The following is a 23,678-nucleotide window of genomic DNA, read 5'->3' on the forward strand; positions in this document are numbered from 1 at the left end:
GTATGACGAGCGTGCTGTGGTTCCGGCGAGACCTGCGGCTCGGCGACCACGCGGCGCTGCTGGCGGCCGCGGAGGCCGGCGAGCCGGTGCTGGCGTTGTACGTGCTCGACGAGAAGCTGCTGAAGCCGTCGGGCGCGCCGCGGCGGGCGTTCCTGTGGGGGTGTCTGGAATCGCTGGACGCCGCGCTGGAGGGCCGGCTGATGGTGGCGCACGGTGATCCGGTGCGAGAAGTCCTGCGCGTGGCGCGGTCGGTGGGTGCTTCGGCGGTGCACGTGAGCGCTGACCACGGGCCGTACGGTCGTTGCCGGGACGATGCCGTGGCGGAAGCGTTGGCGGAGCACGACATTTCGTGGGTGGCCACGGGCTCGCCGTACGCCGTGGCGCCGGGACGAGTGACCAAACCGGACGGTGATCCGTACCGCGTGTTCACACCGTTCCACCGCGCGTGGACGCGACACGGGTGGCGGCGCCCGGCGGACACGGGTGCGTCCCTTGTGGACTGGGTCGAGCCCGCTGCGTCGCGCAAGCTCCCCGCGCTCCCCGACCTCGGGGAGATGGCGTTGCCTCCGCCCGGAGAGCCGGCGGCACTCTCGGCTTGGCACGATTTCCTCGACTCGGGCGTGCGTTCCTACGCCACCGACCGCGACCGCCCCGACCGCGGGGGCACCACGCGGATGTCGCCCTACCTGCGCTGGGGCGCCCTTCACCCGCGCACGATGCTCGCCGACTTGTCGGGTGATTCCAGCGACGGTGCCCAGGCACTGCGCTCGGAGCTGTGCTGGCGCGAATTCCACGCGGATGTGCTGTGGCACCGCCCGGAAACCGCCCGCGAGAACTACGACTCACGCTTCGACCGCATGGACCACGATTCCGACTCGGACGCGTTCGACGCGTGGTGCGCCGGCCGCACCGGCTACCCGATCGTCGACGCCGGCATGCGCCAGCTGCTCGCAGAGGGCTGGATGCACAACCGGGTCCGGATGGTCGTCGCGAGCTTCCTCGTGAAGGACCTGCACCTGCCTTGGTGGTGGGGTGCGCGGCACTTCATGCGGCACCTCGTGGACGGTGACCTCGCCTCCAACCAGCTGAACTGGCAGTGGGTTGCCGGCTCGGGTACTGATGCGGCTCCCTACTTCCGTGTTTTCAACCCCACCACGCAGGGCGAGAAGTTCGATCCGGACGGGGATTATGTGCGGCGGTTTGTGCCGGAGCTTCGTGGTGTGGCCGGCAAAGCGGTGCACAAGCTGAAGCATCGTCCGGAGGACTATCCGGCGCCGCTGGTCGACCACGCGCACGAGCGGCAGGTGGCGTTGCAGCGGTATGGGGCGATCACCGGGTCCTGAGTGGACGGCCCGGACCCCGAGACCGGGCCGTCCGTGGCCTCAGAGGCCGCCGATGGCGAGCGCGAGCTTCTGCACGATCTCGGGCTGGCCTTCGAAGCCCTTGTCCGTGGTGTTGATCGAGTAGACCGCGCGGCGCTGCAGGTCACGGGTGGCCCAGATGCCATTGGTGTAGCCGTAGCGGCTGCCGGTCTTGCCCCAGACGGTGACGCCGTTGACGGTCGAGGTCATCAGGCCCTGGCTGTAGATCGCGGGGTCGTCAGTGCCGAAGATGGTCACGGCGGGCACGGTGAACATGCGCTGCAGCACCGGGTTCGGCACCAGCCGGCCCTGGAACAGGGCGATCAGGAACTTGTCGAGGTCGCGCGTCGTGGAGATCATCTCGCCCGCGGCCCAGGGGATCGACTGGTTCATGCGGGTCAGGTCCACGAGCTGCCCGTTCACGACCTGGTAGCCGTGGGCGTAGGGCGCGGGCAGGTTCGGGTCGTTGCCCGGCACGGAGGTCTCGCGCAGGCCGAGCGGGCGCAGGATGCGGTCGCGCACCTCGTCGCCGTAGGAGTGGTGCGTGAGCTTCTCGACGAGCAGCCCGGCAACCAGGTAGTTGGTGTTCGTGTACTGCTGCTGCGTGCCGGGTGCGAAGACCAGGCCGTGCCGGAACGCCGTGGCCAGCACTTGCTGCGGGGTGAAAACGGTGTAGCGGTTCTCGACGATCCACTGCGGATCAGCGGGCAGGTCGACGCCGGGCAGACCGCTGGTGTGGTTGAGCAGCTGCGCGACGGTGATCCGCGGGTAGCCGGCCGGCAGCAGGCCCGGCAGGTAGCGCTGCACGGGCGCGTCGAGGTCGAGCCGGTGCTCGGCCGCGAGCTGCAGCACGACGACGGCGGTGAACGTCTTGGTGATGCTGCCGATGCGGAAGTGCGCGTTCGCCGGGACGGGTGCCCCGGTGCTCAGGTCGGCTGTCCCGGACACACCGCTCCACGCGCCGGCCGAGCCGCGGACCTGCACGAGCGCGCCGGTGGCCTGGTCATTGGGGAGGCCGGCGATGGCGCCCGCCAGCGAGGCCGGGTTCATCGGCGGCAACGTGTTCCTCGGAGACAGCGTGTACTTCGGAGACACAGCGGGGTTCGAGAAGGACGCGGGCTCGGCGAGCGCGGCCGGGGTCACGGCGGCGGTGAGCAGGAGGGTGGCGCTCGCGGCCGCGGCGATGCGGATCAACGGGTTTCTCTTCATGGCAGCGAGTCTTTCGACTTGCGAACGACCTGCCATCGGGGAGAAACCCGGGCTCGGCTACTTAAGGGTCAGCCGCGCAGGGTCAGCCGCGCAGGGCCTCGAACAGCTTGACCCGGCTGCCCACGCGCAGCACACCGTTGCGGTAGATCCGCGCGCCCACCCACGTCACGAGCGCGATCAGCGCCGCCGTCAACACCACCGACAGCACGATCTCCCACAGCTCGGCCGAACCCGTCGCAATCCGCGCCGGCATCAGCACCGGCGACAGCAGCGGGATGAGTGAGAGGACCTTCGTCGCCGCGCCGTCGGGCGACTGCGTGAGGAGGTTGATGCCCGCGACGAACCCGATGACCAGCGCGATGTTCACCGGCGCCACCACCGACTGCGTGTCCTCCTGGCGCGAGACGAGCGAGCCCGCCGCGCCGTAGATCATGGCGTAGAGCAGGAAACCGAGCAGGTACCAGACGACCCCCCACACCACAGCGCCCACCGCGATGCCCGAGATCGACCCCAGCACGCCGGTGCCCAGCGCCGCGGCGAGCCCGACCACGGCGAGGATCCCGAGCTGCGCCAGCCCGACCAGCCCCAGCCCGATCACCTTGCCCAGCAACAGGTGCCACGGCCGCACGGCCGACAGCAGGATTTCCACGACCCGGCTCGACTTCTCCTCGACGACGCCCTGCGCCACGAGCATCCCGTACGTGATGATGCTCAGGTACAGCAACACCGCCACGACCACGCCGACCACGAGCTTCTGCCCGGCCCGCGGATCGCGTTTCTCCAGCGGCAGCACGTCGACGTGGGCCGCGGACACGGCCTGGTGCACGGCGACCGGGTCGAGGTGCGCGGCGGAGAGCTGCGCGTCGAGCACTTGCTGCTGCACGATCTCGTCGAGCGAGTGCTGCAGCGTCGGGTCCACAGTGGACTTGACGGTGACCCGCAGCCGCGAGGCGCTGCCGGAGACGAGCGCGTCGACGTCACCGCTGCGGACCTGGGCGAGCCCGTCCTGTTCGGACGCGACGGTGACCACGTCGATCGTCTCCCCGCCCGCCTTCCCGGCGAGCTGCAGCTGCTGCGCGATGCCCTGCGCCTGACCGGTCAGCGCGACCTTCGACGTGGTCGCGGATCCGATGAGGAAAGCCTGCAGCGCCACGTATCCGACAAGCAGCAGCACCAACACCACCGTGCTGACCACGAACGCCCGCGTGCGCAGCCGCGTGTTCACCTCGCGCTCCGCGACGAGCCGGACGGCCCGCGCGGCGCTGATGCGGCTCACGCCGACTCTCCCTGGGCGACGGCGTCGCGGAACAGCTCACCCAGCGATCGGCGCTGCCGGCTGAACTCCGTGACCGGCCCGGTGGCCAGCGCGGCGGCGAGCACGGCCTGGTCGTCGGCGCTCGAGGCGAGCTCCAGCACCGTCGTGGCGCCGGAAGACTCGACAACGCGAGCGCCGGGCACGGTCGACGCCCAGCCGGGCCGCGCGGCCGGCGCCGTCACCACGAGCCGGCTGCCCGCGCCGCGCGTCAGGTCCTCCACCGTGCCGACGGCGACCATGCGCCCGTCGCGGATGATGCCGACGCGGTCACACAGGCGCTCGACCAGGTCGAGCTGGTGGCTGGAGAACACGACGGGCACGCCGGTCGACGCCTTCTCTCGCAGCACCGCGCTCATCACGTCAACGGCGATCGGATCGAGGCCGGAGAACGGCTCGTCGAGCACCAGCACGTCGGGTTCGTGCACGAGCGCGGCCGCGAGCTGCACGCGCTGCTGGTTGCCGAGGCTCAGCTTCTGCACCTCGTCCGTGCGGCGTTCCCCCAGCCCGAGCCGCGCGAGCCACAGCTCCGTGGCGCGGTGGGCGTCGTTGGTGCTCAGGCCGTGGAGCTCCGCGAGAAAAACGAGCTGCTCGAGCACCTTCATCTTCGGGTACAAACCGCGCTCCTCGGGCATGTACCCGATGCGCGTGCGGGTTTCGTGGGTCACCGGCTCGCCCGCGAAGCGGACCTCGCCGGAGTCGGCCGCGAGCACGCCGAGCGCGATGCGCATGGTGGTGGTCTTGCCGGCGCCGTTGCTGCCGACGAAGCCGAACAGCTCACCCGGCCGCACGTCGAACGTCACGCCGTCGAGGGCGAGCTTGCGCCCGTAGCGCTTGGAGATCGCATCGATCTCGAGTGCTCCTCCGGGCAAAACCGCCCCCTCTCCGAACGCCTGTGTGGACGGTGGTGAGCCCCGCGCCGCCAACTCTAGCGAACGGCGCGGGTCCTCTCCCGGTGTTCAGGACAGTCCGGCCAGGGCCTTCTCGACCAGCTCCGCCACGCGGGCGCGCGCGGCTTCGGCTTCGGCGGGGACCAGCGACAGGCGGGTGCGGCGTTCGAGCACGTCTTCGACATCCAGAGCGCCTTCGTGGCGGACGGCCCACACGACCTCGGCCGCGGTGATCTGCGTGCCGTCGAACAGTGGCGTGGCGAACGTCCGGTCGACCTCGCCGAGGGCGGCGACACGGGGAGCTTCCGTGCCGTACTTGGCGACCAGGAGAGCCGGAGCATCCACAAGGGACAGCCGGGCACGCGGGGCGGCGCCCAGCAACGGCAGGCGCGCGGTGCGCGACGGGCCGGCGTGCAGGCCCGAGTGCACCAGCGCCGCGTCGACGGCGTCCTCGGCCATCCGGCGGTAGGTGGTGAGCTTGCCGCCGACCACGGTGAGCACGCCGTCGGTGCCGGTGACCACCGCGTGCTTGCGCGAGAGGTCCGCGCTGCTGCCCGCGGAGCCGGCCACCAGAGGACGAAGGCCGGCGTAGGACCCGATCACGTCGGCGCGGGTCAGGGGCCGGGCGAGCACCGACGACGCCACGGAGAGCAGGAAGTCCACATCGGACTCCGGCACCTCGGGCACCGACGGGATCTCCCCCTCGATGGGCTCATCGGTGAGTCCCAAGTAGACGCGGCCGTCGACCTGCGGCAGCAGGAAGACGAACCGGTTGCTTTCCCCCGGCACGGCGACGTTCACCGACGTCGCGCCCACCGCGGCGGCGCCCGGCGCGAGGACCAGGTGCGAGCCGCGCGACGGCCGCAGCCGCACGGCGTCGGTGAGGGTGCCCGCCCAGACGCCGGTCGCGTTGACGACCTGGCGCGCGTGGAGGTCGTACTCCGCCGATCCTTCGCGCACGCGCACGCCGGTGCCCGACAGCGACACGGCTTCCAGGTGCGTGAGGATCCGGGCGCCCAGCATCGCGGCCGTGCGGGCGAGGTTCACGACCAGGCGCGCGTCGTCGACCAGGGCGCCGTCGTAGGCGAGCAACGCGCCGCGCAGACCGGCGGGCGTGAGACCCGGAGCCAACGCCACGGCCTCGGCCACCGGGATCTGCCGCGGCCGCGGCAGCACCGACGACGGCGTGCGCGCGGCTCGGCGCAGCGCGTCACCCGCGCGCAGGCCGGTGGCGATCACGGCCTGCTGCGCGCGGGAAGTGCTGGGGTACAAGGGGAACAGCTGCGGCATGGCGCGCGTGAGGTGCGGCGCTGTGCGCGTCATCAGGATCCCGCGCTCGACAGCGCTCTCGTGCGCGAGCGCGAACTCGCCCTTCGCGAGGTAGCGCAGGCCGCCGTGCACGAGCTTGCTCGACCAGCGGGACGTGCCGAACGCCAGGTCGTGGGCCTCGACCAGCGCGACCGACAGCCCGCGGGCCGCCGCGTCGAGCGCGATGCCCGCGCCGGTGACACCGCCGCCGACCACCACGACGTCCACCCGCTCACCGTTCGTGAGCCGGTCCAGCTCACGTTCGCGCCGGCGTGCGTTCAGCGAACCAGTGCTCATGCCGCCTCCGCGGGAAGGAGTACGTCGGCGGTGCTCATGGTTTCAACGCTGCGTCGACTAGGTACCGGAACTCTTCGAGCAGCACCTGCTCGTCGAGGTCCGCGGTGGCGGGCCGCAGCGAGAAGGCGAACGACTGCACGACCAGCAGGATCGAGCGCGCCTGCGCGGTGACCTCGGCCTGGCGCACGGAACCGTCGCGGTGCCCGGCCTCGAGCAGTTGGCGCAGTACCTGTTCGGCGAAGATCTGCGTGGCCCCGAGCCGCTCCACGATGTAGGGCAGCACGAGCTCCGGGTCGACGTCGAGCAGCGTGCGGAACAGCGGGTCGGCCGCCAGCGCGCTGACGCCGGCCGCCGCGATGAGCACGAGGCGCTCGCGGGTGTTGGTCGCTTCGTCGCCCACGTGACTGGCGTGTTTGAGCAGGCCACTGAACTCGCGCGTCATCAGCGCGGCGAGCACACTGCGCACGTCGGGGAACCGGCGGTACACGGTCATGCGGCTCACGCGCGCGGTGCGGGCGATCTCGGCGAGCGTGGTGCGCCGGACACCGACCGCGAGCACGCACTCGCGCGCGGCGTCGAGCAGCACGTCGTCGGCAACGCGCGCTGAGGTCTGGCGGCTGCGGGCCCCCGCGAGGGCCGAGGGAGTCTCTCCCGGCGGGGAGTGACGTTTGACGTCCATATGTCACACTGTAGTCGTGAGCGATCTCATAAACCACCGCATCCGGCACTCGTGGACCGGCGACGGCGCTGGCGCCACCTTGCTGCCCGATCGGGCGGTCCGGTGGCTCGGCCAGCGTATCGGCCCGGTGGGTGCTGATCGAGGGCGAAGGCCGGATTCCGTCCCGAACTTGACCGGTTCTGCCCTTCCCGGCCAAGCTCGCGAGGACCTTTCGGCCGTGGTCGGCGTGGAGAACGTGCTGGTCGACGCCGACGAGCGGCTTGCGCGCGCCGGTGGTCTGTCCTATCTGGACCTGCTACACCGCCGGCTCGGCGACTCGGTGCCGGCGCCCGACGCGGTGGTGCTGCCCGCTTCACCGGAGCAGGTGCAGGCCGTGCTCGAGGTCTGCGTGCGGCACGACGTGGGGGTCGTCCCGTTCGGCGGGGGCACGTCGGTGGTCGGCGGCGTCGCGGCGCTGCGCGGCGGCAAGGCCGCCGTGATCGCGCTCGACCTGGTGCGGCTCGACGCGCTGGTGTCGGTGGACGAGCAGTCGCACCTCGCCGTGCTGCAGGCCGGCGTGCGCGGGCCCGAGGCCGAGCGGCTGCTCGGTGAGCACGGGTTCACGCTCGGCCACGTGCCGCAGTCGTTCGAGCGGGCGACCATCGGCGGGTTCGCGGCCACGCGCTCGGCCGGGCAGGCGTCGGCGGGTTACGGCCGCTTCGAGGACATGGTGGCCGGCGTCCGCGTGGCGACGCCGCAGGGCGAGTGGCGGCTGGGTGTCGCGCCCGCGTCGGCGGCGGGGCCGGACCTGCGCCAGCTCGCGGTGGGGAGTGAGGGCTCGCTGGGTGTGATCACCGAGGTCGCGCTGCGGGTGCGGCCGGTGCCCGCCGAGCGCCGCTACGAGGGCTGGGTGATCGACGGCTGGACCGCCGGCGCCGAGGCCGTGCGCGCGCTCGCGCAGAACCACGCGACGGCCGACGTCACACGACTGTCCGATGTGGACGAGACGGCGGTGTCGTTCGCCTTGAACGCCGGCCTGAAGACCTCCGCGCTGCGGACGTACCTGGCCGCGCGGGGCGTGAAGCATCCCTGCCTGCTGATCGTCGGCTGGGAAAGCGACGTGCGGGCCCGCCGCCACCGCACGGCGCGGTTCCTCCGTCGCGCCGGCGCCCTGCGGATCGGCGCCGCACTCGGCGAGTCGTGGCGGCACGGCCGGTTCTCGGGTCCGCGCCAGCGCGACGCGTTGATGGACCTGGGGGTGTGCGTCGAGACGCTGGAGACCGCCGCGTACTGGTCTCGGCTGGATGACCTGCACGACGCCGTGCGGGCGGCGCTGGTGGCTTCGCTCGGCTGCGCGATCGTGATGTGCCACGTTTCGCATGTCTACGAGACGGGCGCTTCGCTGTACTTCACGGTGCTCACCTCCCGTGACGACGCCGACCCCGTCGGCCAGTGGCAGCGCGCCAAGCACGCCGCTTCGGAGGCGATCGTCGGCCTCGGCACGATCACCCACCACCACGCGGTCGGCATCGACCACGCGCCGTACTTGGAGCCGGAGATCGGCTCGCTGGGGTTGTCCGTGTTGCGCGCCGCGAAGTCTACGGTCGACCCGACGGGGATCCTCAACCCCGGAAAACTGCTCGGCTGAACCGGGCGCGGCCGGAAGACTGGCCGGCATGATCGGATCGTTCCCCCAGTACGAACAGTTCGCCGACGAGTTCCTCGACCACGCCCACGACGGGTTCTATAACGCGCACATCGACCGCCCCACCTGCCTGGGGCTGCTCGGTGACGTCATCGGCCGCGACGTGCTCGACGCCGCCTGTGGCCCCGGGCTGTACGCGGAAGAGCTGGTGGCGCGAGGCGCGCGCGTGACCGGATTCGACCTGAGCCCGCGCATGGTGGAACTGAGCCGGGCGCGAGTGCCGGGCGCGGTGTTCCGCGTGCACGACCTTGGCGCGCCGCTCGGCTGGCTCGCCGAGGCGTCGGTGGATCTGGTGTTGCTGGCACTCGTTTTCGAGTATGTGGACGACCGGGTCCAGGTGTTGCGTGAGCTGCACCGCGTGCTGCGGCCCGGTGGCGCGCTGGTGCTCTCGCGAATGCACCCGACGGGCGACTGGCTTCGCCACGGCGGCGACTACTTCGAGCCGCGCGTGGTGGAGGAGACGTGGGAAAACGGCTGGCACGTGCGCTTCTGGCTCTCCCCGCTGCGGGACACATGCGCCGAGCTGCGGGAGGCGGGGTTTCTCATCGAGCGGCTGGTCGAGCCTCAGCCGCAGGTCGCCGCGGCCGACGTCGATCCCGAGCGGTACGCGCGGCTTTCCCGCGAACCGACCGGGTTCCTCGCCATCCGGGCGATTCCTGACCCGCGCCTCAGCTGAAGACCCGCTCCGGCTCCACGACCGTGCACTTCAGGCCGTGCTCACCCGCCGGCTCGCCGAGGAGGAGTGCGGCTTCGGCCTGGGGGACGTCGGTGACGCGGACCGGGCGGCCGTCGACGAGGAGCGGGTAGCGGACGGCGGAGGCGCCGACGTAGGCGTGGACGTTCCCGACCGGGGAGCCGTCCAGCTCGACGGAGTGGTCGTGCAGGTGGGCGAGGTGGTAGCGGGTGCCGCGGCCTTCGCAGACGTCGAGGACCTCGCGCTGCTCCGGCGTGACGAACCACAGGAAGTGGTGCTCGGCGCCGGGCAGCGCCGTGAGGGTGGCGGGGCGCTGGTCGTCGACCTTGCGCAGGCCCGAGGCCCACACCGCGGCCAGGCCGGTGCAGCGCACGCGGGCGGCTACGACGGGACCGGTCAGGCCGAGCTCGTCACGCAACCAGGTGATCTTCGACGGGCACGCGTTGGACCCGTACGCCAGCACGGGCAGCCGGTCGCGCCAGCCGGGTGGGGCGGTGTCCAGGGAGTGGCCGGCGCCGTCGAGGTGGACGAACGACGTACCCGGCCGCACCCCGGGGTAGGGGACGGCCGGGTAGTCGGCGTCGGTGAAAAGCCGCACTCAGAATTCGACGACGCTGCGCAGTACGTCACCGTGGTGCATGCGCTCGAACGCCTGCTCGACGTCGCCGACGCCGATGCGCTCGGTCACGAACTTGTCCAGCGGCAGCCGGCCCTGCAGGTAGAGGTCGACGAGCATGGGGAAGTCGCGCGAGGGCAGGCAGTCGCCGTACCAGGACGACTTCAGCGAGCCGCCGCGGCCGAAGAAGTCGATGAGGGGCAGGTCGTTGAGCCGCATGTCCGGCGTCGGCACGCCGACCAGTACGACGGTGCCCGCGAGGTCGCGGCCGTAGAAGGCCTGCTTCCAGGTCTCGGGCCGGCCGACGGCGTCGATGACCACGTCGGGGCCGAACGAGTGCGTGGCGTCCTGCATGGCCGCCACCACCGCGTCCTGGCTGAGGCCCTTGCTGTTCACGGTGTGCGTGGCGCCGAAGCCCTTGGCCCACTCGAGCTTCCGGTCGTCGGTGTCGATCGCGATGATCGTGGTCGCGCCGGCGAGGTTGGCGCCGGCGATGGCCGCGTCGCCCACACCGCCGCAGCCGATCACGGCCACGGAGTCACCGCGCGTCACGGCGCCGGTGTTGATCGCGGCGCCGAGGCCCGCCATCACGCCGCAGCCGAGCAGGCCCGCCACCGCGGGTTCCGCCCGCTCGTCCACCTTCGTGCACTGTCCACTGTGGACCAGTGTCTTCTCGAGGAACGCCCCGATGCCCAGTGCGGGCGACAGCTTCGTGCCGTCGGTGAGCGTCATCGGCTGCTCGGCGTTGAACGTGGAGAAGCAGTACCACGGCTTGCCCCGCTTGCACGCCCGGCACGTGCCGCAGACGGCGCGCCAGTTGAGGATCACGTAGTCGCCCGGCGCGATGTCCGTGACCCCGGCGCCGACCTTGTCGACCCGACCTGCGGCCTCGTGGCCGAGCAGGAACGGGAAGTCGTCGTTGATCCCACCCTCGCGGTAGTGCAGGTCGGTGTGGCAGACCCCGCAGGCCTGCACCGACACGACCGCCTCGCCCGGACCCGGGTCCGGCACCACCACGGTCTCGAGCGCCACCGGCTCGCCCTTCGCGCGGGACACGACCCCCTGGACTTCGTACGGCATGCGCTCACCCTTTCCGGCACCTTTGCTTTGCCGGGGCAGCTAATCACGGAACATGCACACGTGGCCATACCACGATGCGTCGGTTTCCACTCCTGGAAAAACCGGAGCTCGCTCAGGCCGGTGTCACGATGTACACCACGCCTCCCGGCCCGCCGGCCACGTTGCCGGCGGCCGTGTAGCGCTTCGTGCGCTGCCAGATCTTCTCGAACTGGTCGCGCTTGTACACATTTCGGACGCGGGCGTCGGTGCTGGAGGCCGGGTCGTTGACGATCACGTCGCCGGCCTGGGTGAAGCCGACGACGACCATGATGTGGCCGGACGTGCCGTAGCCGGCGCCGTCGAGCTCGTCGGAGAGGAAGGACTGCGAGGTGATGACCGGGATGCCGCGGGCGATGTAATCCTCGAGCTCGTTGAGGTCGTGCAGGCGCGTGATGTGGCCGCGCAGGCCGAGGGAGGCGGCGTACGCGGTGTTGAACGGCCAGTTGCCGGTGCCGTCGTAAGCGTAGTCGTAGGTGTTGCGCGCGGCGTAGACGACGGACGGGTCGAGGTAGTCCGACGGGATCCAGCTCATCTGCTGCGCGGTCGGCTTCTTGCCCCAGTACTCGGCCACCATCTCGGTGGACGTCGGGCTGCACCAGGCCTCACCGCCGCCGCCGTACTGCGGGAACTGTCCTTTGTGGATGTTCTGGGCATACGCCGGCACCTTCAGCTCGATGCCCCGCGCGCGGCCCGGCTTGGTCGCCGGCACGTCGAAGCGGTCCGGGACGTTCGAGGTCATGGCGCCGAGCGTGGACACCGTGGGCGTCACCCGCGTGCCCGCCTCGCGGTAGAGGCTCACGCGCAGCTGGTACGAACGCAGCGTCACGCCGGTCTTGGTGGCCAGCGTGTCGACGTCCACCGACGCGTTGTCGTCGCTCTGGCCGTCGACGCTGGTGCGCTGGATGTCGGCGTCGCCGCTGGCCCAGCGGCCCATGACGTACCAGGTCGTCTCCACGCCCGCCGACGTGCGGCCCTTCGCCTCGACCTCCAGCCAAGTCTTCGCCGGAGTCAGCGCGTTCCACGACGCGATGAGCTGCGTCGCGTCGAACCCCTGCCGGAACAGCGGCGACGTCCACGAGCCGTACTCGTACGTCTTCGTCGTGCCCAGCCCCGGCTCGGTGTGCTCGACGGTGCCCGCGGGCCGCGTGATGCGCAGCCCGTCGCGGCCCAGCGCCAGCCCGTCGAGGTGGCCCGCGTGGAACGCCCCGCCGGACCACTCGTGGTAGTTGATCGCCTCGTCGTTCGCCGGGTGCGCCGGCGCCGCGTCGGCGACCTGCGTCGCTCCTGCTGTCACCATGGCGATCGACAATAGCGTGATCAAGCTCCGTATCCGCATACCGTGCTCCGTCCCCGAGACCCCAGTGATAGCGAGAGATTTTCGCCTGTCGGAGCGGGTTCGTAAAGGGCCGACCAGAGCAAGGCTGCGAATCGGTGGCGGTCGCTGGGGACGATGAGGGCGTGCTGAAACCGTTCACCGAGCTGTGGACCCCGCCGCTGATCGGCCTCCTCGCTGAACACGGCACTCCCGACACTGCCTGCCTGGCCTACTTCGGCCCGGCGACACGCGGGTTCGAGGACCACGGGAACGTCCGAGTGCAGATCGGACGGCTCGGCGACGCCGCGACCCTCTACGAGGATCCCGAGACCGGCTACAGCCCGCCCAACCTCCGGGCCGACGACCGCTCGTGGTGCCGGTGCACCGACTACGACCTGTAGGGCACCAAGATCGACGGTTCGCCGGACCTGATCGAAGCGCTGCTCGACGACGCCGAGATCGAAGCCGTCCGGCTCCCCTGGGACACCTAGAGCACCGCCTGCGTCTGGGTCACCTTCGCGACCAGCTTCCCCTCGTCGTCGTGGATTTCGGTCTCCACGACGACCACGCGGCGGCCCGCGTGCAGCGGCCGGGACGACGCGACCGCGTGCCCCGAACGGACGCCGCGCAGGAAGTTGGTCTTCGACTCCAAGGTCGTGGTGCCCGTGGCGCCCGACGGCAGGTTGAGGAACGCGCACACCGCACCCGTGGCGTCGGCCAGGGACATGAGGACGCCGCCGTGCAGGACGCCGCCCAGGGTGCACAGCGAGGCGTCCCACGCGAGACGGCTGCGCACGAGCTCGGGCGCGTGCGAAAGCGCCTCGATGCCCAGGCGCTGAGCGAACGGCATGGTCTCGAACAGCTCGGCGGTGTCGGTCATGCGACGCAGTCAACCGCAGTCGGGTGCGCAGCGTCGATTACCCGCGAGGTAATCAACTGAGCGGGTTGGTGGGCAGCAGTCCGGTGAGCAAAATATGAATCTCACTCACATTATGCATGACAGTGTGGCTGAATCTGTCACAGGCACTGGGGTCCGGCTACCCGACGAAGGTCGGTTCGGAAGCGAGGTTCAGCAATAGAACGCGCACGACGTACTCGTCGCCGCGATCGCCACGAAGAACAGCACCAGGAAGATCACGGCCGGGATCGCGGCGATGATCCCGCAGACGAGCCCGGCGATGCCCATGCCCTGGCCCGTGTAGCCGGGCTTCTGCGCCTGCACCATGCCCGCCCACGACAGCCCGATCGCCGTGAACGCCGCCACGACATCCCAGAACGGCACCCAGAACGTGATCAGCGCGAGGATCCCGATGATCATCCCCGCGATCGCCATGCCGCTCGTCCGCAGCGGCACGTAGCCCGGGAACGGCCCGTACGGCATGGGCTGCGGTCCCGAGTACGGCGTCTGGTAAGGCCCCGAATACGGCGCGGAGTACGGCACGGGCAGCGGCGCCGAGGACTGCTGCGGGGGCTGCTGGGGCGTCGGATAACCGTCGGCCCCGTAGAACTGGTCCACTTGGCGGGGCTGGTGCTGGTACGGATCGGTCATCGAGTGCTCCAGGTTCCGGACGTCGGGTACGAAGAGCTTATGGGGGATGCCTCGGTCGTCGGGGGCGGAATCGGCGGATTGACCACCGCGATCGGGTTGCACCGGATCGGGTGGCGCGTCACGGTGCTCGACAGCGCGGCCCGCTGGAGCGACGACGGAGCGGGGATCTCGCTCGCACCAACGGCATGCGGGTGCTCACCGAGCTGGGGCTCGGCGACGCGACGCGATGACGGCCGTGAGCCTCACGCAGTACAGCGGCGGCACGCGGGACGGCCGCTGGCCGCAGCGCCTCGACGGTCACAAGCTCGAACGCGAGGTCGGGTTCGCGATGACCGGCGTGAGCCGCCGTGACCTGCGCGAACTGCTGCTCAACGCGCTCCCGGACGGTGTGCTCGACGTCGGCTCGCCGTCTCGGCAACCCCTGAGACCGGCACCGTGTGGCGCGAGAACGGCACCACGCTGCAAGCCGACCTGGTCGTGGCCGCCGACGGGGTGTCCAGCACGCTGCGCCGGTGTCGCGGAAGTCCGCGAACTGCCGGCCGGCTGGCACCCGGTCGTCGGCCGGCTGCTCGACGCCACGCCGCTCGTGCTCCTGGTGATGCCGCCCACCCCGTCGAACCTCGGGCAGGGCGTGCCTGGCCCTGGAAGAGGCTTGCCCTCGGCCGTCACGGCGAGGGCGTCGACGAGTGTGGGCCGCTGGGACCCGCCGCGGCTCAGCCCTTCAGCCCCGACTCCGTAACCCCGCGCACGAGGTAACGCTGCAGGAACGCGAACAGCAGCACGATCGGCAGGATCGAGACCGCCGCGGCGAGGAAGAGCAGGTTCAGCTGTGGGTTCTGCGAGGTCAACAGGCCGGACAGCGCCACCTGCACCGTCCACGAGTCCGGCGACTGCGCGATGATCAGGGGCCACAGGAACGCGTTCCAGCTGCCGATCACCGAGATCACGGCCATGGCGGCGAAGAAGCCGCGCGAGTTGGGCACCACGATCCGCCGGAACACACCCCAGCGCGTGAGCCCGTCGACGCGGCCGGCTTCCTCCAGCTCACGCGGGAAGTCCAGGAAGTACTGGCGGAACAGGAACACGCTGAACGCGCTGAACAAGCCCGGGATCACCAGGCCGCGCAGGTCCGAGAGCCAGCCCAGTGAGGACACCACGACGAAGCTCGGCACGAACGTGACCGAGGTCGGGATCATCAGTGTCGCGAGCACCGCGTAGAACACGGTCCTCGAGTGGCGGTAAGGGATCCGTGCGAACCCGTAGCCGGCGAGCGAGCAGATCACCAGCAGCCCCAGCGTCTGCAGCGTCGCCACGACCGCGGAGTTCAGCAGGCTGCGCGCGAACGGCACGTCGTCGGAGGAGAACAACCGCGCGAAGTTCTCCCAGTGCACCTGCCGAGGCCACAGTGTCCAGTCAGGAGCCGTGATCTCCGCGCGCGAGGCGAGCCCGTTGCGCAGCAGCAGGTAGAACGGCAGCAAGAACAGCACCGCGGCGACGATCAGCGCCGTCCAGCGCAGCGCGGCCTTCCCGGCAGCGCGGTTCACGAGAGGGCACCGCGGTCGAAGCGGAACAGCCTGCCCTGCATCAACGTCACGAGCGCGATGAGCAACGCCAGCAGCACCGCGCCCGCGCTGCCGCGGCCCAGGTCCTGGCCGCCCGAACCCAGCGACGTGTAGTAGAGGTACACCAGCGGCGGCCGCGCGAACGGCGGATAACCCCGGGAGTCGCCCATGATGTTGTAGAACTCGTCGAACGCCTGGTACGCGTTGATCAGGTTCAGCAACAGCACGGCCACGGACGTCGCGCGCAGCTGCGGCAGCGTGATGTGGCGGAACACCTGCCAGCCCGGCTTCGCCCCGTCGAGCCACGCGGCTTCGTAGAGCTGGCCCGGAATCCGTTGCAGCGCCGCGAGGAACAGGATCATGTAGAACCCGAGCTGCAGCCACAACCGCGCGGTCACCAGCACGATCCAGTACAGCGGTGGGTCGACCGTGCCCGTCCACGCCACGGGGTCGGCGCCGAACAGGTCCAGCACGGTGTTGGCCAGGCCGTAGCGCACGCCCGAGAACAGCGACGTCTTCCAGACCAGCGAAGCCACCACGTACGAGCAAGCGAACGGCAGGAAGAACACCGAGCGGAAGAACGCGCGCGCGAACCTCAGCTGGTGCACGCCGAGCGCGAGCGCCAGCGACAGCACGAACGTGAGCGGCACGATCGCGAGCGCGAACACGCTGAACGTGCCGAGGCTCGCGAGGAACGGGCCGTCGGTGAGCATGTGCGCGTAGTTGTCCAGTCCCACGAACACGCTCGGTGTGACCGTGTTGCGCGCGTCGAAGAACGACAGGTACACACTCCAGCCGATCGGCAGGTACGCGAACACGGCCAGCCCGATCAGGAACGGGCCGACGAACCCCCAGAACGCCAGGGTGTCCCGGGCCTTCCGGGACACCCTCATCCGAACAGGCGCTTCAGCTCGGACTGCGCGACCGTCACCGCCGCCTTGGTCTGCGCCACCGGATCGGCGCCTTCCTTGGCGATCTTCGCGACGGCGTCGGACAGCGCGGTGTTCGCCTGCTGGGTCCACACGGGACCGCCGACGAGATGGCTGTTCTCCTTCACGAACCGCGCGACGTCGGCGGCCGGGCCCGAGCGCAGCGTGTCGGCCTTGTCGATGAGGCTCTGGCGCGCCGGCACGTGGAAGCCGAAGCGCGTGGCGAACTCCAGCTGGTCGGCCGTCTGGTCGATCCACAGCCACTTCACGAACGCCTTGGCCTCGGCCACGTGCTTGCTCTTCGCGTTGACCATCGCGCCGTACGCGCCCACCGGCACGGACGGCGCGCCGCTGTTGTCCAGCTTGGGGAAGGGGAGCACGGCGAAGTCGTCGTTGAACGCGTCGCGGATCTTCGGCATGTTCCACAGCCCGGTCCACTGCATCGCGCACAGCCCGTCGATGAACGCGCCCGGGTCGGACCAGTCGGTGGGCGCGCCGAGCAGCAGGGAGCTGTTGGCGTTCAGCGTGCGCAGCTTGCTCAACGCGGTGGCCGCGCGCGGGTCGTCGAAGCCGACCTCCCGGCCGCCGGGCTTGAGGTAGTCGAGCCCGGCCGACCACAGCAGCGGGCCGGTCAGTGTGCCGACGCCACCGTCGTTGCCCGCGAACAGGCCCTTCACCCCGTCGCGGGAGAGCTTGCCGGCGGCGTCCACCAGCTCGTCCACGGTCTGCGGCGGCTGCACGCCCGCGGCCTGCAGCAGGCTCGGGCGGTAGAAGAGCACCTGCGTGTCGGTGGCCTGCGGGATCCCGTAGACCTTGCCCTCCACCGTCTGCGCGGCCAGCACGGCGGGGCTGAAGTCGTTCTTCACCGGGCCGATGAGGTCGTCGAGCGCCACGACCTGGTTCTGGCGCACCCAGTCGATCTTCACCTGCGCCTCGAACACGTCGGGCACGGTGCTGTTCTGCAGTGCGGTCACGATCTTCGAGTCGTAGTCACCCGGGTTCCACTGCACCTTCACGGTCGCGCCCGGGTACGACGCCGCGTAGCCGCGCACGGCGTCCTGAACGCCGTCTTCGCCGTACGCGTGGTACCACTGCTGCAGCGTGACCTTCGCGGGCGCTTGTGAGGGCGGCGGTCCGGCCGACATCGCCGTGGACGGCGGCGGGTCGCCCGGGCGCCCGGTGTTCGAACCGCACGCGGCCGCGACCGCGCCCACTGCCGCCGTTCCCGCGAGGGTCAGGAACGACCTCCTGCTGCGTGACTGCATCCCCGTACTTCCTCCGACGCCTGTCTTGAGAGCGTCAGACTCCCTCAAGACAGGCGTCGGAGGATCTGCGACTCGCCGGAGAATTACCCGTTAGAGCTGTGAGACGTCGAGCGTTCCCTCTGAGTAGGACGCGCGGATCCGCTTCTTGTCGAACTTGCCGACACTGGTCTTGGGCACTTCGTCCACGAAGGTCCAGTTCTCCGGCAGCTGCCACTTCGCGACCTTGTCGGCCAGGTAGTCGCGCAGCTCCTCCGCCGTCACCTTCTGGCCTTCCTTCACCACGACGGCCACCAGCGGGCGCTCGTCCCACTTCTCGTCGGGGATGCCGACCACGGCCGCCTCGGCGACGGCGGGGTGCCCCATGACCTGGTTCTCCAGGTCGACCGACGAGATCCACTCGCCGCCGGACTTGATCACGTCCTTGGCGCGGTCGGTGAGCGTGAGGTAGCCGTCCGGGCTGATCTTGCCGACGTCGCCCGTGCGCAGCCAGCCGTCGTGGAATTTGTCCGGGTCGATGGCGTCGCCGCCGTAGTAGGCGCCGGCGATCCACGGGCCCTGCACCTCGAGCTCGCCCACGGCCTCGTTGTCCCACGGCAGTTCCTCGCCGTTGTCGCCGATCAGGCGCGCGGCCACCGAAGCCGGGAACCGGCCCTGCGTGTAGCGGTAGGCCCAGCGCTCCTCGCCGGTCGCGCTGCCCGGCGGACGCGCGACGCTGCCCAGCGGCGACGTCTCGGTCATGCCCCACGCGTGCAGGATCGGCACGTCGTAGCGCTCTTCGAACGCGTGCATCAGCGAAGGCGGCGCGGCCGAACCGCCGACCACGACCTCACGCACGTGGGAGATGTCCTGCGGGTTCGCGTCGAGGTGGGCGAGCAGGCCCTGCCAGATCGTGGGCACGGCCGCTGCGAAGGTCGGCTTCTCGGCCGCCAGCATCGCCGAGATCGGGGCCGGCTGCAGGAAGCGGTCGGGCATGAGCAGCGATGCGCCGACCATCATCGCGGCGTACGGCAGGCCCCACGACATCGCGTGGAACATCGGCACGATCGCCAGCGCGGTGTCCTCCTGGGCCAGCCGCATGCTGTCGGTCATGCAGACCTGCATCGAGTGCAGCCAGATCGAGCGGTGCGAGTAGACGACGCCCTTCGGGTCGCCCGTCGTGCCGGACGTGTAGCACATCGCGGCGGCCGACCGCTCGTCGATCTCGGGCCAGTCGAACTCGCTCGGCTGGGTGGCGAGCAGCTCGTCGTAGGCGTGCACGGTGATGCCCTCGGGCGCCTCCAGCGTCGAGGCGTCGCCGTTGGCCACGATCACGTGCTTGACCGTGGTGAAGTGCGGCAGCTGCTTGGCCAGCAGCGGCACCAGCGTGCCGTCGACGATCACCACGTGGTCCTCGGCGTGATTCGCGACGAAGGTGAGCTGCTCGGGGAACAGGCGGATGTTCAGGGTGTGCAGCACCGCGCCCATGGCCGGCACCGCGAGGTAGGCGGCCAGGTGCTCCGCGTTGTTCCACATGAACGTGCCGACGCGCTGGTCGCTCGTCACGCCGAGGGTGCGCAGGGCGTTGGCCAGGCGGGCGGCGTGCTGCCCGAGCTCGGCGTAGGTCTCCCGGCGGGCTTCGGAACCGGTCCAGGTGATGACTTCGCTCCGCGCGTGGACCTTCGTGCCGTGGCGCAGCAACTTCGCCAGCGAAAGCTGCCCGTCCTGCATCGTGCTCAACATGGGTGACTCCCGTGGTGCTCGTTCGCCGGTGAACTGGGGTGCCGCCGACTCTAACGGCGGACAGGGTGCCGGGGCATGGTCAACTCGGGCAACCGTTCGGTCACGGCCATCCCCGTATCGGGTGGCGGCCTCCTGCGTCCATGATCAACTGAATACTGGAATTTTCCTTGCAGGGCAACAAAAAATGGTGTCGTAACCATGTTGAAATAGAGCCTCATTCGGGTGAGGTAATGGCGTCGAAAACGAGGAACATCCGACGTTTCCGCAGGCTGCGAGGGGTCCCTTGTGACTTGTCCACCGGGTGGCCGGAGGGTGATAAGTGCGTGTCGGTTGCGCGCTCTTCGAAGGTGTGGCGTTTACTGGGGCCGTGGTAAGAGACGGCTGGCCAGCGCTTGCGCTTGCAAGCATCGGAAAAAAGCCGTCGGCCGCGCAAGCGGAGACCTGAGAGGAAAGGACACTACGTTGGCTCTGCCCACGTTGACTCCGGAGCAGCGCGCCGAGGCCCTCGCCAAGGCGGCAGAGGCTCGTAAGGCGCGTTCGGAGCTGCTCGCGTCGATCAAGTCCGGCACCACGAGCATCGAGAAGGTGCTCAAGCAGGCCAAGGAGAACAAGACCATCGGGAAGACGAAGGTCACCCAGTTGCTCAAGGCCGTCCCCGGCCTGGGCGCGGTCAAGGTCGCCGCGCTGCTCGAGCAGGCGGGGATCGACCCCGACCGCCGGGCCGCGGGCCTCGGCGAGCGCCAGCGCGAGGCTCTGATCGACGCGCTGAAGTAGCACTCCGGGACGACCGCGGGGAAGGTGCGCGCCGAGTGCGCCGAAGGTGTTCTTCTGGCAACACTTTCCCCGCGGAGCTCCCGGATCCTGGGACGCTGGAGCGGTGACGACCAGTACCGCACCGGCGACCCCGGTCGAGACAACCGTCCGCTACCAGCGCGGCGACTTCCTGTTCGCGACGGCCCGGCGAGCGCTCCTCGCCCAGGGTTCGGTCGCCGCCGTGACCGACACCGATCCACGGCGGCTGGCTCGGACCGTGGCCGAAGAGCTGACCGGCTCGGGTGTGCCACTCGCGGTCGGGGTGCTGCCCTTCGACACCGGCCCGGACACGACCACGCCGGGTCATCTCGTCCTGCCGCGCACGGTCCACCGGGCGCAGGCGGAGAGCGAAGGCGGCCCTGTCGCCGCTCCCGAAGACCTGCCCGCCCCGAGCGTCACCCGTGAGGTGCCGTCCGAGGAGGGCCACAAGGCCAACGTGCGGGCCGCCGTGGCGGCCTTGCGCGACCGTGGCCTGCGCAAAGCCGTGCTCGCCCGGGCGCTGGAGCTCGAGTTCGCTTCGCCGGTGCCGGTCGAGAAGATCGTGCGCAACCTTGCGCGCGGCAACCCGCGCCACTTCACCTACGCCGCCGAGCTGCCCGGCGGGCGCACGCTCGTGGGCGCCACGCCCGAGCTGCTGCTCTCCCGCGCCGGCGACTCCGTGTTCACGACCCCGCACGCCGGGTCCATGCCGCGCTCGGCGGATCCCGTCGCGGACCGCGCCAACGGCGAGGCCCTTCTGGCGTCCGCGAAGGACCAGGAAGAGCACGCCGTGGTGATCGACTACGTCGTGGAGGCGCTGCGGCCGTTCTGCCGCAAGCTCGACGTGCCGTCGGCCCCGGAGCTCTCGTCGACGCCCGCCATCTGGCACCTACGCACGGCCATCACCGGCGAGCTCGTCGACCGCGCCGTCACCGCCCTCGACCTCGCCGCGGCCCTGCACCCGACCCCCGCCATCTGCGGCACGCCGACCGCCACCGCGCGCGACCTGGTCCAGGAGCTCGAGCCCTTCGACCGCGGCTACTACGCGGGCAGCGTCGGCTGGGTCGACGCGGTGGGCGACGGCGAGTGGGCCGTGGCGATCCGCTGCGCGGAAGTGGCGGACACGTCGATGCGGCTGTACGCGGGTGGTGGGATCGTGCCGGCGTCGGATCCGCAGGCGGAGTTCGACGAGACGATCGCGAAGTTCCGGACGCTGCTGGGCGCGATGGGGCTGGACTGACTCACCCCGCCACCCAGGCCCTGTCCAACGCACCGAACGCCGCATTGGGCGCGTTGGGTGCACCGAACGCCGCATTGGGGCTGGGCTGACCGGCGAGACTCAGGGGAGCCAGTGCTCCTCGGTGACCTCCAGCGCCTCCGTGGTGAGGGCGGCGACCGCCGCGCGGTGGCCCTCGGCCGCCTTGAGGTCGGCCAGGCGGGTGCGGGCCGGGTCCAGCGCCGGGTCGCCGGAGGACACGAGCTCGGCCGGAGCGTCGTAGGGCGAGAACGTGATGCTCTGCAGCGGGATCTTCAGCCCCTTGCCGGTGGCCTTCATGACGGCTTCCTTGCGGGTCCAGTAGACGAAGAAGGCGGCGGACCGCGAAGCCTCGGGCAATGCCGCCACGGCCTGCTGCTCGGCCGGGCTCAACGCGTACTCGATGAGCGACTTGTCGGCCCGGCGCGAAGAGGTCTCGACGTCCAGCCCGACGGGCACGCCGTCCGTGGCCGCCACGCCGATGAGCTGGCCCGAGTGCGAAATGGACAGCGTCAGGTCCGAGCCGGGCACGCGGGGGCGGCCGTGGGGCTTGCCGCAGTCCTCGCAGGTGGCGTCGAAGACCACGGACTCCACCGGCACGCCCAGGCGCGACGCCGTGAGCGTCTTCGCCAGCACGCGGCCGGTCAGGAAACGGCGCTTGTCCAGCTCCAGCCGGTAAGCCTCGAAGCGGCCGCGCTCGAGCTCGTCGAGCAGCCGCAGGAAGCGGTCCTCCGCTGCCAGCGGCTCCGACCACCGGACCACGATCTGCGTCACCTGGCACCCTCCTCGTCCACCCTCGATCTTCCCGGCGCCGGGGCGCGTTGTCACGGTAACCGGCCAGGTACTGGGGGACCCCGGGACGACGCGGTACCCTCGGCTAAGCAAGCGCTTAGCCGAACGGCTTGGAAGGGACGACTTGATGGATTTCACCCTGAGCACCGAAGAACGCGAAGTGCGCGATTGGGTGCGCACGTTCGTGCAGCGCGAGCTCGTGCCGCGTGAGCAGGAGGTGCTCCGCCGCGAGCGCGCCGGTCAGCCGGGGGTAACGGCCGAAGAGCTGAAGGAACTCCAGCTCAAGGCCAAGGAATCCGGGTTCTGGGGCGTGCTGACGCCCGAGGAGTACGGCGGCATGGGCCTGTCGGCCGTGATGGCCGCCCTGCTGGAGGCCGAGCTCGGCCGCACCTTCGTGCCGTTCCGCTTCGGCGGCGCCGCGGACAACATCCTGTTCCACGCCAACGAGGAGCAGAAGCAGACCTACCTGCTGCCGACGATCTCCGGCGAGCGCAAGTCGTGCTTCGCCATCACCGAACCGGGCGCCGGCTCCGACGCGAAGGCCATCCGCACCACCGCGCGCAAGGACGGCTCCGACTGGGTCATCAACGGTGAGAAGACCTTCATCACCGGCGGCAACGAGGCCGATTTCGTGATGGTCTTCGCCATTACCGACCCGGAGAAGGGTGCCAACGGCGGCGTCACCTGCTTCCTCGTGGACCGCGAGATGGGCTGGAAGTCGGAGTACATCGACACCATGGGCGAGTGGGGCCCGGCGGCGCTGGTGTTCCAGGACGTGCGCGTGCCCTCCTCGCAGATCCTCGGCGAGGAGGGCCGCGGCTTCGAGCTCGCGATGCAGTGGATCGGCCAGGGTCGTTACCTGCTGCCCGCCCGGGCGATCGGTTCGTGTGAGCGGCTGATCTCGATGGCCATCGAGCACGCCAACACGCGCGAGACGTTCGGGCAGAAGATCGCCGAACGCCAGGCGATCCAATGGATGATCGCCGACTCCGGCGTGGAGCTCGAGGCATTGCGCTGGCTCGTGCTGCACGCCGCGTGGCAGGTGGACCAGAAGATGGACTCGCGCCACGCGCAGTCGATGGCGAAGCTCTACGGCGGCCAGAAGGCCAACGAGATCGTGGACCGCGTGCTGCAGATCCACGGTGGCATGGGCTACACGCGCGAACTGCCGGTGGAGCGCTGGTACCGCGAGCTGCGGCTGCTGCGCATCTACGAGGGCACCGACGAGATCCAGCGCCGCACCATCGCGCGCAACCTCCTCAAGGGCCACGTGAAGGTCGGCGGCGCGCTCGGCTGAAGCGGGTGGGAGACGGGTGTGTGAGAAAGCCGTG

Annotated in this window: 23 protein-coding genes; 8 read left to right on the plus strand and 15 right to left on the minus strand. The window is 70.4% G+C overall.

All coding sequences use genetic code 11. The annotated features are described in order from the left end of the window. Positions 1-2 precede the first annotated feature (2 nt). Positions 3-1,343 (plus strand): deoxyribodipyrimidine photo-lyase, encoded by a 1,341-nt coding sequence (locus tag AB0F91_RS01090; protein ID WP_360593668.1) that lies wholly within the window; start codon positions 3-5, stop codon positions 1,341-1,343. A 39-nt stretch (positions 1,344-1,382) separates the two neighbouring features. Here AB0F91_RS01090 and AB0F91_RS01095 read toward each other — a convergent pair whose 3' ends face one another. The 5 genes from AB0F91_RS01095 to AB0F91_RS01115 form a co-directional block, all read right to left on the minus strand. Then, entirely contained in the window at positions 1,383-2,570 is a 1,188-nt protein-coding gene (locus AB0F91_RS01095) for a serine hydrolase domain-containing protein (RefSeq protein WP_360593670.1), read from the minus strand. A gap of 82 nt (positions 2,571-2,652) precedes the next feature. Further along, positions 2,653-3,846 (minus strand): ABC transporter permease, encoded by a 1,194-nt coding sequence (locus AB0F91_RS01100; RefSeq protein ID WP_360593672.1) that lies wholly within the window; start codon positions 3,844-3,846, stop codon positions 2,653-2,655. Beyond that, positions 3,843-4,754 carry an ATP-binding cassette domain-containing protein gene (locus AB0F91_RS01105; RefSeq protein WP_360593674.1) on the minus strand — a complete coding sequence of 304 codons (912 nt, stop codon included), beginning with the start codon at positions 4,752-4,754 and terminating at the stop codon, positions 3,843-3,845. Before AB0F91_RS01105 ends, AB0F91_RS01100 begins: the two co-directional genes overlap by 4 nt. A gap of 87 nt (positions 4,755-4,841) precedes the next feature. After that, positions 4,842-6,377, minus strand: a complete 1,536-nt coding sequence (locus AB0F91_RS01110; RefSeq protein WP_360593675.1) for a glycerol-3-phosphate dehydrogenase/oxidase — start codon at positions 6,375-6,377, stop codon at positions 4,842-4,844. A gap of 34 nt (positions 6,378-6,411) precedes the next feature. Continuing rightward, positions 6,412-7,056: a TetR/AcrR family transcriptional regulator gene (locus AB0F91_RS01115; RefSeq protein WP_360593677.1), complete on the minus strand. Its 645-nt coding sequence runs from the start codon at positions 7,054-7,056 to the stop codon at positions 6,412-6,414. Positions 7,057-7,273: 217 nt separating this feature from the next. On the opposite strand from AB0F91_RS01115, the gene AB0F91_RS01120 reads away from it, so the two are divergent. Together AB0F91_RS01120 and AB0F91_RS01125 are read left to right on the plus strand one after the other, a co-directional pair. Further along, on the plus strand, positions 7,274-8,683 hold the full coding sequence (locus AB0F91_RS01120) for an FAD-binding oxidoreductase (protein WP_360595096.1): 1,410 nt from the start codon (positions 7,274-7,276) through the stop codon (positions 8,681-8,683). A gap of 28 nt (positions 8,684-8,711) precedes the next feature. Further along, positions 8,712-9,416, plus strand: a complete 705-nt coding sequence (locus tag AB0F91_RS01125; RefSeq protein WP_360593679.1) for a class I SAM-dependent methyltransferase — start codon at positions 8,712-8,714, stop codon at positions 9,414-9,416. On the opposite strand, the gene AB0F91_RS01130 is transcribed toward AB0F91_RS01125, so the two are convergent. The 3 genes from AB0F91_RS01130 to AB0F91_RS01140 form a co-directional block, all read right to left on the minus strand. Next, positions 9,409-9,984 (minus strand): gamma-glutamylcyclotransferase, encoded by a 576-nt coding sequence (locus AB0F91_RS01130; RefSeq protein ID WP_360595097.1) that lies wholly within the window; start codon positions 9,982-9,984, stop codon positions 9,409-9,411. The genes AB0F91_RS01125 and AB0F91_RS01130 overlap by 8 nt on opposite strands. 48 nt (positions 9,985-10,032) lie before the next feature. Next, positions 10,033-11,130, minus strand: coding sequence for an S-(hydroxymethyl)mycothiol dehydrogenase (locus AB0F91_RS01135; protein ID WP_360593680.1), 1,098 nt, complete (start codon positions 11,128-11,130; stop codon positions 10,033-10,035). Positions 11,131-11,242: 112 nt separating this feature from the next. Next, the gene (locus AB0F91_RS01140) at positions 11,243-12,505 is read right to left on the minus strand and encodes a peptidase C39 family protein (RefSeq protein ID WP_360593682.1); all 1,263 of its coding nucleotides are present in this window, start codon (positions 12,503-12,505) and stop codon (positions 11,243-11,245) included. Positions 12,506-12,627: 122 nt separating this feature from the next. Between AB0F91_RS01140 and AB0F91_RS01145 the strand changes: the two genes are divergently transcribed. Then, entirely contained in the window at positions 12,628-12,885 is a 258-nt protein-coding gene (locus AB0F91_RS01145) for a hypothetical protein (RefSeq protein ID WP_360593684.1), read from the plus strand. 86 nt (positions 12,886-12,971) lie between these two features. On the opposite strand, the gene AB0F91_RS01150 is transcribed toward AB0F91_RS01145, so the two are convergent. Both AB0F91_RS01150 and AB0F91_RS01155 read right to left on the minus strand, forming a co-directional pair. Continuing rightward, positions 12,972-13,364 carry a PaaI family thioesterase gene (locus tag AB0F91_RS01150; RefSeq protein ID WP_360593685.1) on the minus strand — a complete coding sequence of 131 codons (393 nt, stop codon included), beginning with the start codon at positions 13,362-13,364 and terminating at the stop codon, positions 12,972-12,974. Between the two features lie 189 nt (positions 13,365-13,553). After that, positions 13,554-14,033 (minus strand): DUF4190 domain-containing protein, encoded by a 480-nt coding sequence (locus AB0F91_RS01155; protein WP_360593686.1) that lies wholly within the window; start codon positions 14,031-14,033, stop codon positions 13,554-13,556. A gap of 235 nt (positions 14,034-14,268) precedes the next feature. Between AB0F91_RS01155 and AB0F91_RS01160 the strand changes: the two genes are divergently transcribed. After that, complete coding sequence (locus AB0F91_RS01160; protein ID WP_360593688.1) at positions 14,269-14,772, plus strand: hypothetical protein; 504 nt, start codon at positions 14,269-14,271, stop codon at positions 14,770-14,772. On the opposite strand, the gene AB0F91_RS01165 is transcribed toward AB0F91_RS01160, so the two are convergent. The 4 genes from AB0F91_RS01165 to AB0F91_RS01180 form a co-directional block, all read right to left on the minus strand. Next, complete coding sequence (locus tag AB0F91_RS01165; protein ID WP_360593690.1) at positions 14,747-15,577, minus strand: carbohydrate ABC transporter permease; 831 nt, start codon at positions 15,575-15,577, stop codon at positions 14,747-14,749. The genes AB0F91_RS01160 and AB0F91_RS01165 overlap by 26 nt on opposite strands. Continuing rightward, positions 15,574-16,488, minus strand: a complete 915-nt coding sequence (locus AB0F91_RS01170; protein WP_360593691.1) for a sugar ABC transporter permease — start codon at positions 16,486-16,488, stop codon at positions 15,574-15,576. The genes AB0F91_RS01165 and AB0F91_RS01170 overlap by 4 nt, the downstream gene beginning before the upstream one ends. Further along, complete coding sequence (locus tag AB0F91_RS01175; protein WP_360593692.1) at positions 16,485-17,789, minus strand: extracellular solute-binding protein; 1,305 nt, start codon at positions 17,787-17,789, stop codon at positions 16,485-16,487. The genes AB0F91_RS01170 and AB0F91_RS01175 overlap by 4 nt, the downstream gene beginning before the upstream one ends. A gap of 90 nt (positions 17,790-17,879) precedes the next feature. Beyond that, positions 17,880-19,508 (minus strand): long-chain fatty acid--CoA ligase, encoded by a 1,629-nt coding sequence (locus tag AB0F91_RS01180; RefSeq protein WP_360593693.1) that lies wholly within the window; start codon positions 19,506-19,508, stop codon positions 17,880-17,882. Between the two features lie 462 nt (positions 19,509-19,970). Between AB0F91_RS01180 and mihF the strand changes: the two genes are divergently transcribed. Beyond that, positions 19,971-20,282 carry an integration host factor, actinobacterial type gene (mihF, locus tag AB0F91_RS01185; RefSeq protein WP_204093133.1) on the plus strand — a complete coding sequence of 104 codons (312 nt, stop codon included), beginning with the start codon at positions 19,971-19,973 and terminating at the stop codon, positions 20,280-20,282. Positions 20,283-20,385: 103 nt separating this feature from the next. Further along, positions 20,386-21,540, plus strand: coding sequence for an isochorismate synthase (locus AB0F91_RS01190; RefSeq protein ID WP_360593694.1), 1,155 nt, complete (start codon positions 20,386-20,388; stop codon positions 21,538-21,540). 99 nt (positions 21,541-21,639) lie between these two features. On the opposite strand, the gene AB0F91_RS01195 is transcribed toward AB0F91_RS01190, so the two are convergent. Continuing rightward, on the minus strand, positions 21,640-22,329 hold the full coding sequence (locus tag AB0F91_RS01195; protein ID WP_360593696.1) for a 4'-phosphopantetheinyl transferase superfamily protein: 690 nt from the start codon (positions 22,327-22,329) through the stop codon (positions 21,640-21,642). A gap of 145 nt (positions 22,330-22,474) precedes the next feature. On the opposite strand from AB0F91_RS01195, the gene AB0F91_RS01200 reads away from it, so the two are divergent. Beyond that, the gene (locus tag AB0F91_RS01200) at positions 22,475-23,644 is read left to right on the plus strand and encodes an acyl-CoA dehydrogenase family protein (protein ID WP_360593697.1); all 1,170 of its coding nucleotides are present in this window, start codon (positions 22,475-22,477) and stop codon (positions 23,642-23,644) included. Positions 23,645-23,678: the final 34 nt, after the last annotated feature.

This window comes from Amycolatopsis sp. NPDC023774 (assembly GCF_040639695.1).
Classification (GTDB): Bacteria; Actinomycetota; Actinomycetes; order Mycobacteriales; family Pseudonocardiaceae; genus Amycolatopsis.